This window comes from Methylobacterium sp. Leaf466 (assembly GCF_001425565.1).
Taxonomy (GTDB): domain Bacteria; phylum Pseudomonadota; class Alphaproteobacteria; order Rhizobiales; family Beijerinckiaceae; genus Methylobacterium.
On the sequence record NZ_LMRC01000036.1, the window covers coordinates 78,966 to 91,529 of the forward strand.

The 12,564-nt window shown below is 68.1% G+C and carries 13 protein-coding genes; 11 read left to right on the forward strand and 2 right to left on the reverse strand.

Annotated features, from left to right (window positions below; translation table 11 throughout):
• Positions 1-219 precede the first annotated feature (219 nt).
• The 4 genes from lpxC (at position 220) to ASG59_RS19160 (ending at position 4,424) form a co-directional block, all read left to right on the forward strand.
• Positions 220-1,167, forward strand: coding sequence for a UDP-3-O-acyl-N-acetylglucosamine deacetylase (gene lpxC / locus ASG59_RS19145; RefSeq protein WP_055889702.1), 948 nt, complete (start codon positions 220-222; stop codon positions 1,165-1,167).
• 217 nt (positions 1,168-1,384) lie between these two features.
• A complete protein-coding gene (locus tag ASG59_RS19150; protein WP_055889925.1) occupies positions 1,385-2,263 on the forward strand; it encodes an outer membrane protein assembly factor BamD in 879 nt (292 codons plus the stop codon).
• Positions 2,264-2,395: 132 nt separating this feature from the next.
• Positions 2,396-4,069 carry a DNA repair protein RecN gene (recN, locus tag ASG59_RS19155; protein ID WP_056410902.1) on the forward strand — a complete coding sequence of 558 codons (1,674 nt, stop codon included), beginning with the start codon at positions 2,396-2,398 and terminating at the stop codon, positions 4,067-4,069.
• A 133-nt stretch (positions 4,070-4,202) separates the two neighbouring features.
• The gene (locus ASG59_RS19160; protein ID WP_055889698.1) at positions 4,203-4,424 is read left to right on the forward strand and encodes a hypothetical protein; all 222 of its coding nucleotides are present in this window, start codon (positions 4,203-4,205) and stop codon (positions 4,422-4,424) included.
• A gap of 12 nt (positions 4,425-4,436) precedes the next feature.
• Here the strand turns inward: ASG59_RS19160 and ASG59_RS19165 are convergent, their stop codons facing one another.
• Positions 4,437-4,688, reverse strand: a complete 252-nt coding sequence (locus ASG59_RS19165) for a hypothetical protein (protein WP_200944286.1) — start codon at positions 4,686-4,688, stop codon at positions 4,437-4,439.
• A 347-nt stretch (positions 4,689-5,035) separates the two neighbouring features.
• Between ASG59_RS19165 and pstS the strand changes: the two genes are divergently transcribed.
• From pstS to phoB, 6 genes are all read left to right on the forward strand, one after another.
• Entirely contained in the window at positions 5,036-6,070 is a 1,035-nt protein-coding gene (gene pstS / locus ASG59_RS19170) for a phosphate ABC transporter substrate-binding protein PstS (RefSeq protein ID WP_055889695.1), read from the forward strand.
• Between the two features lie 120 nt (positions 6,071-6,190).
• Positions 6,191-7,171 carry a phosphate ABC transporter permease subunit PstC gene (pstC, locus tag ASG59_RS19175; RefSeq protein ID WP_055889693.1) on the forward strand — a complete coding sequence of 327 codons (981 nt, stop codon included), beginning with the start codon at positions 6,191-6,193 and terminating at the stop codon, positions 7,169-7,171.
• A 19-nt stretch (positions 7,172-7,190) separates the two neighbouring features.
• Positions 7,191-8,096, forward strand: coding sequence for a phosphate ABC transporter permease PstA (pstA, locus tag ASG59_RS19180; protein ID WP_055889690.1), 906 nt, complete (start codon positions 7,191-7,193; stop codon positions 8,094-8,096).
• A 53-nt stretch (positions 8,097-8,149) separates the two neighbouring features.
• Entirely contained in the window at positions 8,150-8,968 is an 819-nt protein-coding gene (gene pstB, locus ASG59_RS19185) for a phosphate ABC transporter ATP-binding protein PstB (RefSeq protein WP_055889688.1), read from the forward strand.
• Between the two features lie 128 nt (positions 8,969-9,096).
• Entirely contained in the window at positions 9,097-9,816 is a 720-nt protein-coding gene (gene phoU, locus ASG59_RS19190; RefSeq protein WP_055889685.1) for a phosphate signaling complex protein PhoU, read from the forward strand.
• Between the two features lie 32 nt (positions 9,817-9,848).
• The gene (phoB, locus tag ASG59_RS19195) at positions 9,849-10,550 is read left to right on the forward strand and encodes a phosphate regulon transcriptional regulator PhoB (RefSeq protein ID WP_056410904.1); all 702 of its coding nucleotides are present in this window, start codon (positions 9,849-9,851) and stop codon (positions 10,548-10,550) included.
• Positions 10,551-10,620: 70 nt separating this feature from the next.
• On the opposite strand, the gene ASG59_RS19200 is transcribed toward phoB, so the two are convergent.
• Complete coding sequence (locus ASG59_RS19200; RefSeq protein ID WP_056410908.1) at positions 10,621-11,154, reverse strand: GcrA family cell cycle regulator; 534 nt, start codon at positions 11,152-11,154, stop codon at positions 10,621-10,623.
• Between the two features lie 546 nt (positions 11,155-11,700).
• Here ASG59_RS19200 and ASG59_RS19205 point away from each other — a divergent pair.
• Complete coding sequence (locus ASG59_RS19205; RefSeq protein WP_056410911.1) at positions 11,701-12,546, forward strand: cell envelope integrity EipB family protein; 846 nt, start codon at positions 11,701-11,703, stop codon at positions 12,544-12,546.
• Positions 12,547-12,564: the final 18 nt, after the last annotated feature.

Here is a 12,564-nt window from a genome sequence, read left to right on the forward strand (position 1 = left end):
GGATCAGGATCACGTCGCAAAAGCGTGTCTGTAACAGAGCGTAAGAAACCGTGATTTGGACGCCTTCGGTGCCCCGGCTATAGAAAATTTGGAATGACGAGGGCGCGGCGGTTTCGCCGTCAGCGCTCGCAGGGGCTTCAAGCAGCGGACGGATCGAAGGGCTTCGCCGGCGCCATTTATGTGGCGCTGCGGTAGCCGGTCACGGCCGAGGGCTATGGAATGCGATCGAACCAACAGACGACATTGAAGGCACCGGCATCCCTCAGCGGGATCGGCGTCCATTCCGGGAAACCGGTCGAGATCACCCTCAGGCCCGCCCCGGCCAACCACGGGATCGCCTTCCTGCGGACGGGCGTCGAGACCGGTAACGACCGGTTGATCCAGGCGCATCACGCCTGCGTCTCCGCCACCGAACTCTGCACCGTGATCGGCGACGTCGAGAGCGGGGCGGTCGCCACCATCGAGCACCTGATGTCCGCCCTCTACGGTGTGGGCGTCGACAACGCCCTCGTCGAGATCGACGGGCCCGAGATGCCGATCCTCGACGGGAGCGCGGCGCCTTTCGTCAAGGCGATCGACGCCGTCGGCCTCGTCTCCTGCGGCGCCAAGCGGCGCTGGATCAAGGTACTGCGCACCGTTCGCGTCCAGGTCGACCGCGCCTTCGCCGAGCTGCGCCCCATCGACCGGGGCTTCCGCCTCGACGTCGAGATCGATTTCGAGAGCCCGGTGATCGGCCGCAGCCGCAAGGCCATGGACCTGACCCCCGCCTCCTACCGCCGCGAGATCGCGCCGGCCCGCACCTTCGGCATGATGCGCGACGTCGAGCGCTACTGGAAAGCCGGGTTCGCCCTCGGTGCCTCCCTCGAGAACACCGTGGCCGTCGGCGAGACCACGGTCGTCAATCCCGAGGGACTGCGGTTCGCCGACGAGTTCGTCCGCCACAAGTTCCTCGATGCCGTCGGCGACCTCGCCCTGGCCGGGCTGCCCCTCCAGGGCGGATACCGCTCCTATTGCGGCGGGCACCGCATGAACGTCGCCATCCTCGACGCGCTGTTCTCCGACCGCGCCAACTACGCGATCCTCGAAGCGGCCGGCAGCCGCCGTGAAGCCGCCATCGCCGAATTCGGCACCGGCCTCGGCCTCGCCGCCTTCGCCGGCGACCTGTAGCATTCCGGACACGCCGGGCGCTGCGATCGTAGGCGTCGTACCGCTGCCGCTTTCGCGCCTAATTCTGCCGTCAGACGTTCATCATCTGTGAACGGTTCCGCGATCGCCGGTGACTCGCACCACGATCCGGGCAACATGCCCGCTCCGCTCGAAACGACTCGTGACATGGCTGACGACGCGCGCCGAATACGGCGGGGTCGGTTGGGGGATGACCGGAATGGCCTTGGCTGATCTCAACCGCTCGAAGCTGGCGGCCGTCCTGTTGGCCGTCTGCGGCCTCGGCCTCGGTGGCTGCGACGCCCTCGATTCGATCAATCCCTTCGCCGAGAAGTACAAGCCGGAAGTGATCCCGGATGTTCCCGCCAACACGCTCTACAGCGAAGGCCTGGCGAAGATGGAGGACCGCGACTTCGAGGCGGCCGCCAAGAAGTTCGGCGATCTCGACAAGCAGTATTCGTACTCGGAGTGGTCGCGCAAAGCGCTCCTGATGACGGCCTACGCCAATTACGAGGGCCAGAAGTACGAGGACGCGATCATCGCCTCGCAGCGCTACATCAAGCGTCATCCGGCCAGCAAGGACGCGGCCTACGCCCAGTACCTGATGGCGATGTCGCACTACAAGCAGATCCCCGACGTCTCACGTGACCAGGAGCGCGCCGAGAAGGCGCTCAACGGCCTGCAGGAACTCGTCCAGAAGTATCCGACCTCCGAATACGCGGCCGACGCCAAGGCCAAGATCCAGATTACCCGCGACCAGCTCGCCGGCAAGGAGATGGAAGTCGGTCGCTTCTACCTGGAGCGCCGCAACTTCCCCGCGGCCATCAACCGGTTCCGCGACGTCGTCAGCAAGTACCAGACGACCCGCCACGCGGAAGAGGCCCTCGAGCGTCTCGTGGAGGCCTATATGGCGCTCGGCATCACCGCCGAGGCCCAGACCGCGGCCGCCGTGCTCGGCCACAACTTCCCCGACAGCCCCTGGTACAAGGACGCCTTCGCCCTCCTCCAGAGCGGTGGCCTCGAGCCCCGCGAGGAGAAGTCGTCCTGGCTGAGCAAGGTCTACCGTTCCGTCATCGGCCGGACCGCCGAGGCGCAGTAAGTCCCGAGAGCGAGGGCGCAGTCCTGCGGGCGGCGTCGCCCGTTCATCGGCGCCGCGAACCCGTGTGACACGTCGCGGAATGGGGCTTGGAGACCAGGCCAGACGCCCTCAAGCCAAGGCCCGACACGCGGCATGCTGATCCAGCTTGCGATCCGCGACATCGTCCTGATCGACCGGCTCGAGCTGAGCTTTCGCGAGGGCCTGTCGGTCCTGACCGGCGAAACCGGCGCGGGCAAGTCGATCCTGCTCGATGCCTTCGCCCTGGCGCTGGGCGGGCGCGGCGACGGCCGCCTCGTGCGCCACGGCGAGGGCCAAGGCGGCGTCACCGCCGTGTTCGACGTCGGCCTCGACCACCCCGCCCGGCGCATCGCCGCCGAGGCCGACCTCGATACCGAGGGCGATCTCATCCTGCGTCGTGTGCAGATGGCCGACGGCCGGACCCGCGCCTTCGTCAACGACCAGCCCGTCGGCGTCCAGGTGCTGCGGGCGGTGGGGGCGTCCCTCGTGGAGATCCACGGGCAGCACGACGACCGCGCGCTGGCCGACCCCTCCACCCACCGCACCATCCTCGATGCCTTCGGCGGCCTAACCCCCCAGGTCGGCCGGGTCGCCGACAGGGCCAAGGCCGTCCGGGTGGCGAGGACCGCCCTCACCGAACACCGCGCCCGCATCGATGCCGCCCGCAAGGAGGCGGATTTCCTTCGCCACGCCGTGGGGGAACTGGCCGAGCTCGATCCGCAAGCAGGCGAGGAGGCGCAGCTCGCCGAGCGCCGCACCACGATGCAGCAGAGCGAGAAGGTGGCGCGCGACCTCAACGAGGCCCTGGATGCGGCCGGCGGGCCCCATTCCGGCGTGCCCCACCTGTCCTCGGCCCTGCGCAAGCTCGAACGGCGCGCCTCGCAGCTGCCCGCCCTGGTCGATCCCTGCATCGCCGCCCTCGATGCAGCCCTCGTCGCCCTCGACGAGGCCCGCAACGTCCTCGACGCGGCGGTGCGCGAAGCCGAGTTCGATCCGCGCGAACTCGAACGGGTAGAGGAGCGCCTGTTCGCCCTGCGCGCGGCCTCGCGCAAATACGACGTCCCCGCCGACGACCTCGCCGCCCTGCGCGACCGCTACGAGGCGGACGTGGCCGCCATCGATGCCGGCGAAGAGGCGCTGGGCGGCCTCGAATCGAACCTGGCCAAGGCCGAGGCGGATTACGTGAAGGCGGCCACGGCCTTGAGCGAGGGGCGGCGGCGGGCGGCCAAGCAGCTCGACGCGGCGGTGAAGACCGAACTGCCGCCGCTCAAGCTGGAGCGGGCCCGCTTCATCACCGAGATCGCGACCGATCCCGAATCGCGCGACGCCGGCGGGTTCGACCGGGTCGAGTTCTGGGCCCAGACAAACCCGGGGACGCGGCCCGGGCCAATGATGAAGGTGGCCTCGGGCGGCGAACTTTCGCGTTTCATGCTCGCGCTCAAGGTCGTGCTCGCCGACAAAGGCTCGGCCCCGACCCTGATCTTCGACGAGATCGACACCGGCGTCGGCGGCGCCGTGGCCGATGCCATCGGCGGGCGGCTGTCGCGTCTGGCGGCCCGCGTCCAGGTCGTGGCGGTCACCCATGCGCCGCAGGTGGCGGCGCGGGCGGGCACCCATTTCCTCATCGCCAAGGATGCGGTGAAGGGCAGCGACCGGGTCGCCACCCGCGTCGCCTCCCTGGCCGCACCGGCGCGGCGCGAGGAGATCGCCCGGATGCTGGCGGGTGCCACCGTCACCGACGAGGCCCGCGCCGCCGCCGCCAGCCTGATCGAGGCGGCCGACGCCTGACGCCCGCGCCACTTGAATAGTCCTTCGCCCGCGCGTCGAAAAATTAACGTTTCGTTAACTATGTTCGCGCATAGGCTAGGTCTCCCAGACCGTTCGAGCGATTCGTTCGGAACGGCGGGGTGGATCGAAAGATATGGCCAGCACGACAACCCAGGGACACGACACGAACCAGCCCGAGCTCACGGTGCAGGTCGAATCGCCGCCCACCATGACCGGTCATACCCGCGCCCACCTCGGCGTCGCGCTGCGTACGATCTACGCGGATCTGTGCGAGGCCCAGCCGATCACCGACACGCAGGTCGACCTCCTGCTGCGGCTGCGCCACAAGGAGCGCGACCGCCGCCGCGCGGCCTGATCGTTTTCTTTCCTACCAGCGCCGGGCGCCGGGCTGTCGCCGGTACTCCGCGGCCCGCAGCTGCGTGAGCACCTGGTCGAGCCGCGCCAGGAGGCTCTTCTCGTCGTCCCCGGCCTGCACCACGTCCGCCGTGTCGCTGCCGTAGCGCTGGCGCTGCTGCGCCAGGACGAGATCGCGTTCGACCCTCTCGCGCTCCGCATGAAGGGCCAGGAACGCCGCGTCCTCCGGTGAGCCGTCCGCGGGTACCCCATTCGATCGGTCCACCACGGCCTTCTCCCTCCCTGTCGGACCGGCACGCCGGTCCGCGGCCGCGCGACGCACCGACCCGACGACCAACGCACGAAGCCCGCCAACCGTGCCATCGCACGCCGCCGTCCACCGATGGCGGCCCTGGTCGGAGCCGATTGCCCACCCTTGTCATCCCACCGTCATGGGAACGTCATAGGGCCGGCATTGTCGAGGCGGTACCGGTCCGCCAGCCGCGATGGAGAGCGGCCTCGGTCCTGGCCCTACGCCGCCGAACCGCGCTGCGCCCCGCTTCGGGCGCCGCCGCACGGTTCGGGGATCGTGCCGCATCCGGCATCGGCCGCCGAACGAAGACGGAGAGATCCATGAAACCCGTTACCTATGCGCTCGCCCTCGGGCTCACCGCCGCGCAGCTCGCGACCCCTGCCCTGGCAGCCGACATCACCGGTGCCGGCGCCACCTTCCCTTTCCCGGTCTATTCCAAGTGGGCGGAAGCCTACCGTAAGGACACCGGCACGGGCCTGAACTACCAGTCGATCGGCTCGGGCGGCGGCATCAAGCAGATCCAGGCCAAGACCGTCGATTTCGGCGCCACCGATGCGCCCTTGAAGGGTGAAGTCCTGGCCAAGGACGGCCTCGTGCAGTTCCCCACCGTGATGGGCGGCGTCGTCACCGTCGTGAACATCGCCGGCGTCGAGCCGGGCAAGCTCAAGCTGACCGGCGAGCTCATCGCCGACATCTACGCCAACAAGATCACCAAGTGGAGCGACGCCAAGATCGCCAAGATCAACGAGGGCCTGAAGCTCCCCGACTCGCCGATCACCCCCGTCTACCGCTCGGACGCCTCGGGCACGACCAACATCTTCACGACCTACCTCTCCTCCGCATCCGAGACCTGGAAGAAGGAGTTCGGTACGGCCACGACCATCTCCTGGCCGGCCGGACAGGGCGGCAAGGGCAACGAAGGCGTCACCGCCACCGTCAAGCAGGTCGCCAACTCGATCGGCTACGTGGAATCGGCCTACGCCAAGCAGAACAAGCTCAGCTACGCTCTGATCCAGAACAAGGCCGGCAAGTTCCCCGTGCCGGACGACAAGTCGTTCCAGGCGGCCGCCGCCAGCGCCGACTGGAAGTCGGCGCCCGGCTTCGGCATCGCGCTGACAAACCAGGGCGGCGACGATTCCTGGCCGATCACCGCGGCGACCTTCGTCCTCGTCTACAAGGACCCGGTCGACCCGGCCAAGACCGCCGAAGTGCTCAAGTTCTTCGACTGGGCCTACAAGAACGGCGACAAGCTCGCCGCCGACCTCGACTACGTCCCGCTGCCCGACAACGTGGTCTCCCTCGTCAAGACCGAGTGGAAGGAGATCAAGGGCAAGGACGGCAAGCCGGTCTTCTAAGGCTGCCGCCGACCCAGGGGCCGCCGCCGTGGCGGCCCCATTCTCATCCGCAAGACGAGCCGCCCCTCGCCTCGCACCCTGCCGCACGGTACGAGACCGCGTTGAAGAGAAGACACTCGGATGGCCGCCTTGACTGAACAGATCGCCATGGCCCGCAGCAGCGGGGATGCCCCGGCCCGCAAGACGCCCGGTGGCCTCGGCGACACGATCTTCCGGGTCGCGTCCTACGCCTCCGCCCTGCTCGTGCTCCTCTTCCTCGCCGGCATCCTGGCCTCGATCGCCTACGGCGGCTGGCCGGCCTTCCGCGAGTTCGGCCCCGGCTTCATCACGTCGAGCGCCTGGAACATCGGCCAGGAGCAGTACGGCGCCTTCGTCGCCATCATCGGCACGGTCGCATCGGCCTTTCTCGCCCTGATCATCGGCGTGCCGCTCTCGCTGGGCATCGCGATCTACCTCACCCAGCTCTGCCCCGGCTGGGCGCGCAAGCCCGTCTCGATGACCATCGAGCTCCTGGCCTCGGTGCCGAGCATCATCTACGGCATGTGGGGGCTCTTCATCTTCGCCCCGCTGTTCGCCCAGTTCGTGCAGATTCCGGTGTCGAACGTGGTCGAGGGCATGCCGATCGTCGGCACCCTGTTCTACGCCCGCGTCCCCTCCGGCGTCGGCATCCTCACCGCGGGCATCATCCTGGCCATCATGATCGTGCCGTTCGTGGCCTCGATCACCCGCGACATGCTCGACCAGATCCCCACGGTCCTGCGCGAGAGCGCCTACGGCATCGGCTGCACCACCTGGGAGGTGGTCCGGCACGTGCTGGTGCCGCAGGCCTCGGTCTCGATCATCGGCGCGATCATGCTCGGCCTCGGCCGCGCGCTCGGCGAGACCATGGCGGTGACCTTCGTCATCGGCAACGCCAACCGGCTGTCGGCCTCGATCTTCGATCCGGGCTCGACCATCGCCTCGCGCATCGCCAACGAGTTCAACGAGGCCGACGGCATGCAGCTGAACGCCCTGATGGCGCTGGGCTGCATCCTCTTCGTCGTCACTTTCATCGTCCTGATCATCGCCCGCCTGCTCGTCAGGCGCGTGAAGGTCGCCTGAGAGCAGGGAAACCGCACCCATGGCCTCTGCCACTCACCCCACCGTGCCCCCGCAACGGGCGGCCGCACCGACCACCGGCAGCCGTGTCCGGTCCGGCCGGCGGATCGCCGACAAGGTCCTCATCGTGGCGAGCACCATCGCCACGGGGATCGGGATCGTCGTGCTCGGCTCGATCCTGCTCATGCTCATCGTCGAGGGGGTGAAGGGCTTCTCGCCGCTGCTGTTCACCGAGCCGACCCCCGGACCGGGCTCCGAGGGCGGCGGCATCGCCAACGCCATCCTCGGCAGCCTCGTGCTGACCCTGATCGGCATCGTCATCGCCACGCCGATTGGCGTGCTCGCGGGAACCTACCTGGCGGAGTACGGCCGCAACTCGAAGCTCGCGGACATCATCCGCTTCCTGAACGACATCCTGCTCTCGGCGCCCTCGATCCTGATCGGCCTCTTCGTCTACACGCTGATGGTCAAGCCGATGGGCAGCTACTCGGGCTGGGCCGGCGGCGTGGCGCTCGCCATCATCGCCACCCCGGTCATCGTGCGCACCACCGAGGACATGCTGCGCCTCGTCCCCTCCACCCTGCGCGAGGCGGGCGCGGCGCTGGGCGCTCCGCCCTCCATCGTGATCAAGGCGATCACCTGGCGCGCGGCGAGCGCGGGCATCGTCACCGGCATCATCCTGGCCCTGGCCCGGATCGCGGGCGAGACGGCACCGCTGCTGTTCACGGCGCTGAACAACAACAGCTGGTTTTCGGCCAACCTGATGGGCGGCATCCCCAACCTTCCGGTGATGATCTACCAGTTCGCGCTGTCTCCCTATCCGAACTGGCAGCAGCTGGCCTGGGCCGGGGCGCTCCTCATCACCGTCACGATCCTCGCCCTGTCGATCGTGGCCCGCTTCGTCATCAAGAGCGATCGCGCGCGCTGACAGCGCGTCGATCCGGTCCCTTCCTCTTCCGTCTCGACAAGGACGAACCCACGATGAGCGCCGAGCCCGCGATCCAAGCCGCCCAACTGACCGGGCGCCACAAGGCGGACGAGAACGCCCCGATCCGCATCGCCGTGAAGGATCTCAACTTCTATTACGGCAACTTCCACGGCCTGAAGTCGGTCAACCTCAACTTCCACGACCGGCAGGTGACGGCGCTGATCGGCCCGTCGGGCTGCGGCAAGTCGACGTTGCTGCGCACCTTCAACCGGATCTACAGCCTCTATCCCGAGCAGCGGGCCGAGGGCGAGATCATGCTCGACGGTCGCAACATCCTCGACCCGAAGATCGACCTCAACGAGCTGCGCTCGAAGATCGGCATGGTGTTCCAGAAACCGACGCCGTTCCCGATGTCGATCTACGACAACGTCGCCTTCGGCCTTCGCCTGTACGAGCGCCTGTCCAAGGCCGATCTCGACATCCGCGTCGAGGAATCCCTGCGCAAGGCGGCCCTGTGGGACGAGGCCAAGGACAAGCTCAAGCAGTCCGGCATGGGCCTCTCCGGCGGCCAGCAGCAGCGCCTGTGCATCGCCCGCACCGTCGCCCAGCGCCCGGAGGTGATCCTGTTCGACGAGCCGACCTCGGCGCTGGACCCGATCTCGACGGGACGCATCGAGGAGCTGATCGAGCAGCTGCGCTCCGAGTTCACGATCGTCATCGTGACGCACAACATGCAGCAGGCCGCCCGCATCTCGCAGTTCACGGCGTTCATGTACCTCGGCGAACTCGTGGAATTCGGGCCCACCACCCGGATCTTCATGAACCCCGAGAAACGCCAGACCCAGGACTACATCACCGGCCGCTTCGGCTGAGGCCGTTCGACCGCCGGACGGTCCCCATCAGCCATCGCATCGGACCCGACCTCGTCCGCTGCGAAATACTCTCCCGACCGATCCCGTTCGCCGTTCCCCGCCGGGGCGCCGACCCGAGGAGTGCGATCATGCCCGACCATATCGTCAGTTCCTACGACACCGACCTCGAGGACCTGCGCCGCGCGATCTCCGAGATGGGCGGCATCGCCGAGAAGATGATGAACGAGGCGGGCCACGCCCTCGTGCGGCGCGACGCCACCCTGGCCCAGACGGTCATCGCCGCCGACCAGCGCCTCGACGTACTGCAGCGCGAGATCGAGGAGCGGGCGATTTTGCTCATCGCGCGGCGCCAGCCGATGGCCATCGACCTGCGCGAAACCATCTCGGCGATCCGCGTGTCGAGCGATCTCGAGCGGATCGGCGATCTGGCCAAGAACGTCGCCAAGCGCGTCATCGCCATCGCCGGCGAGATCCAGTCGCAGAAGGTGGTCGTGGGCATGCAGCACATGGGCGACCTCGTCCAAGAGCAGCTCAAGGACGTGCTGGACGCCTATTCCAGCCGCGACATCAAGGCGGCGCACGACGTCTGGGAGCGGGACGGCGCCATCGACGCCCTCTACAATTCGCTGTTCCGCGAGCTCTTGACCTACATGATGGAAGACCCGCGCAACATCTCGTTCTGCACGCACCTGTTGTTCTGCGCCAAGAACATCGAGCGGATCGGCGACCACACTACCAACATCGCCGAGACGATCCATTACCTCGTCACCGGTGAGAACCTTCCCACCGATCGCCCGAAGAACGACGCGTCGAACTACGCCATGGTGGAGCCGCCGACCGGCGCCTGAAGCCCCCGGCAGGGACATCCCAGACAAAGCCCATGAGTACGCGTATCCTGATCGTCGAGGACGAGGAGGCCCTTACCCTCCTCCTCCGCTACAACCTCGAGGCGGAGGGGTTCACCGTCGACGCGGCCGCCCGCGGCGACGAGGCGGACCTGCGCCTGCAGGAACAGCTTCCCGACCTGGTGCTGCTCGACTGGATGCTGCCCGGCCTGTCGGGGATCGAGCTCTGCCGCCGCATCCGTGCGCGCCGCGAGAGCGAGACCCTGCCCGTCATCATGCTCACGGCCCGCGGCGAGGAGGGCGACCGGATCCGCGGTCTCGGCACGGGGGCGGACGATTATATCGTCAAGCCGTTCTCGGTGCCCGAACTGCTGGCGCGGGTGCGGGCGCTGCTGCGGCGCGCCAAGCCGGCGCATGTGGCGAGCCTGCTCATCGCCGGCGACATCGAGCTCGACCGGGTCAGCCACCGCATCCGCCGTCAGGGCCGCGAGATCCACCTCGGGCCCACCGAGTTCAAGCTGCTCGAATTCCTGATGCAGAGCTCCGGCCGGGTGTTCTCGCGCGAACAGCTCCTGGACGGCGTCTGGGGTCACGACGTCTACATCGACGAGCGCACCGTCGACGTCCACGTCGGCCGCCTGCGCAAGGCCATCAACCGCACGACCCAGTCCGATCCCATCCGCACCGTTCGCGGCTCAGGCTATTCGTTCGACGAGACCTTCGCCGTCGACGCGTGAGGCCGCCACGCGCGGTATCGCCGTCCCGACCGCGACATCCGCCGCCCGGCCGCGAGCCGGCCGTGAGGGATCAGCGGAATCCGCCGGCCCGGCGGTCGCGTTTGCGCTCGGTCGCCGGCTGATAGGCGATCTCGGCGTGATGGGTGCAATAGGGCAGGCCGGTGATCGCCCGGTCGCCGCAATAGTAGAAGTCCGTCGAGGTCGGGTCCCCCATCGGCCAGCGGCACATCGCTTCCCGCAGGTCCATGATCGTCACCCGCCGCGAGACCGCCAGGGTGACGGGATCGGCGGGCAGCGCGACGTCGAGTGTGGCGGCAGCGACGACCGCCTCGACGACGATCGGTTCCACCGGCGGCGGGAGCGTCGCCTCCTCGACGATGATCTCGACCTCCGCCTCGCGGGTCCCCTTCTTGCGCCCCGCGATCGCGGTGTCGGCGCTCTTCACGCGTCCCGAAAGCCCCAGGCGGTGGACCTTCCCGATCACGGCGTTGCGGGTCACGCCGGTCAGTTGCGTCGCGATCTGGCTCGCGCTCAGACCCTCTTCCCAGAGGCGGCGCAACAGCGCGACGCGTTCATCCGTCCAGCCCGGGACTGTGTCCATCATCGCCCCCTCAGACATTCGATCATCGCCCCGTCACGACGCAACACCCGCACCCGCCATCTTCGTAACGACCCAGTCGAAAAGGCCATTTCACGATGTCGTCATGACACGGTGTATTGAAAAGAACCGCACGCCTTCCACGGGAACGCTGGTTTCGCCGACGGCAAACCCATCACGACGCGCGCTCTGGTCGTCGTCGAACCGTCGTGTATTGACCGTCGCGCCGGATGCATCGTCAATCAGCGCGACCGTACAGGAGGCGTCGAGCCGTATGCAAGGGAGACCATGCACGCCCTGCGGCTTTCCACTGCCAATGGGTTCCCGCCACTGCCGATGGGCCCCTGCCACTGCCAATGAGGTTCCTGCCACTGCCGATGGGCTCCTGCCATCGCCGAGGGGTCTCCACGGCACGTCGCGGTCCGACCACTCCGAGCCCGCATTGTCGCCTAAGCCGGCGTGACTATGTCTGGGCGGTGCGACCGGACGGGTTTTGGTCGGCTCGCGTTTGAACAGGGAGACACCATGCGGTCGTCACGGCGGTTGGGAGGAATGGCGGCGGGCCTCGTCGTGGCTGCGGGGGCTGCGCAGGCGGCGGAGCCGATCCGCCTCGCCGGGCACCGCGCGGTGTACGAACTGTCCCTGGCCGAGAGCAGCGCCAGCCGTTCGGTGGAGAGTGCGCGCGGTCGCATCGTCCTCGATTTCGGCGGCGACGCCTGCAAGGGCTACACGATGCAGACCCGCCAGGTGACGCAGCTCCAGAGCGGGGAGAGCGGGAGCCGGACGTCCGACCTGCGCAACACGACGTTCGAGAGCGGGGATGGTCGCAACTTCCGCTTCAAGACCGCCACCCTCCTCAACGAGGCGCCGTCCCAGGCGGTGGATGGGACCGCCGAGAGCGGGGCCGAGACCATCAAGGTCAAGCTCAAGGAGCCCAAGCGCGACCAGTTCCAGGCCAGCGGCCCGGTGCTGTTTCCGAGCATCCACATGCGCCGGCTGATCGAGGCCGGGAGGGCGGGGGAGAGCACCCTGTCGGTGAAGGTGTTCGACGGCTCCGACGACGGCCGCAAGGTCTACGACACCCTGGCGGTGATCGGACGCAAGGTCGAGGGTGCGCCCAAGGGCGAGCGCGACAAGGGCGAGCGCGACAAGCCCCTGCGCGAGGGCGAGATGACCACGATGCCGCGCTGGCCTGTCACCTTGAGCTACTACACGCAGGGCGACGGCGAACGCACCCCGATCTACGTGCTCACCTTCGACCTCTACGACAACGGCGTCAGCGGCGCCTTGAAGCTCGACTACGGCAGCTTCGCCATCCTCGGCGATCTGACCCGCCTCGACCTCACCCCGCCGACAAAGGCCGGCGCGGCGGAGACGGCGAAGGAGTGCGCGCCCTGATCGACGCTCCCCCGGGCG

Excerpts from the sequence above, each read along its gene's own strand:
- ASG59_RS19200 (WP_056410908.1), bottom strand. The coding sequence starts at position 11,154 with ATGATGGACACAGTCCCGGGCTGGACGGATGAACGCGTCGCGCTGTTG.
- ASG59_RS19205 (WP_056410911.1), top strand. The coding sequence starts at position 11,701 with ATGGCGGCGGGCCTCGTCGTGGCTGCGGGGGCTGCGCAGGCGGCGGAG.
- recN (WP_056410902.1), top strand. The coding sequence starts at position 2,396 with ATGCTGATCCAGCTTGCGATCCGCGACATCGTCCTGATCGACCGGCTC.
- ASG59_RS19150 (WP_055889925.1), top strand. The coding sequence starts at position 1,385 with ATGGCCTTGGCTGATCTCAACCGCTCGAAGCTGGCGGCCGTCCTGTTG.
- phoB (WP_056410904.1), top strand. The coding sequence starts at position 9,849 with ATGAGTACGCGTATCCTGATCGTCGAGGACGAGGAGGCCCTTACCCTC.
- pstC (WP_055889693.1), top strand. The coding sequence starts at position 6,191 with ATGGCCGCCTTGACTGAACAGATCGCCATGGCCCGCAGCAGCGGGGAT.
- phoU (WP_055889685.1), top strand. The coding sequence starts at position 9,097 with ATGCCCGACCATATCGTCAGTTCCTACGACACCGACCTCGAGGACCTG.
- ASG59_RS19160 (WP_055889698.1), top strand. The coding sequence starts at position 4,203 with ATGGCCAGCACGACAACCCAGGGACACGACACGAACCAGCCCGAGCTC.
- pstS (WP_055889695.1), top strand. The coding sequence starts at position 5,036 with ATGAAACCCGTTACCTATGCGCTCGCCCTCGGGCTCACCGCCGCGCAG.
- pstB (WP_055889688.1), top strand. The coding sequence starts at position 8,150 with ATGAGCGCCGAGCCCGCGATCCAAGCCGCCCAACTGACCGGGCGCCAC.
- pstA (WP_055889690.1), top strand. The coding sequence starts at position 7,191 with ATGGCCTCTGCCACTCACCCCACCGTGCCCCCGCAACGGGCGGCCGCA.
- lpxC (WP_055889702.1), top strand. The coding sequence starts at position 220 with ATGCGATCGAACCAACAGACGACATTGAAGGCACCGGCATCCCTCAGC.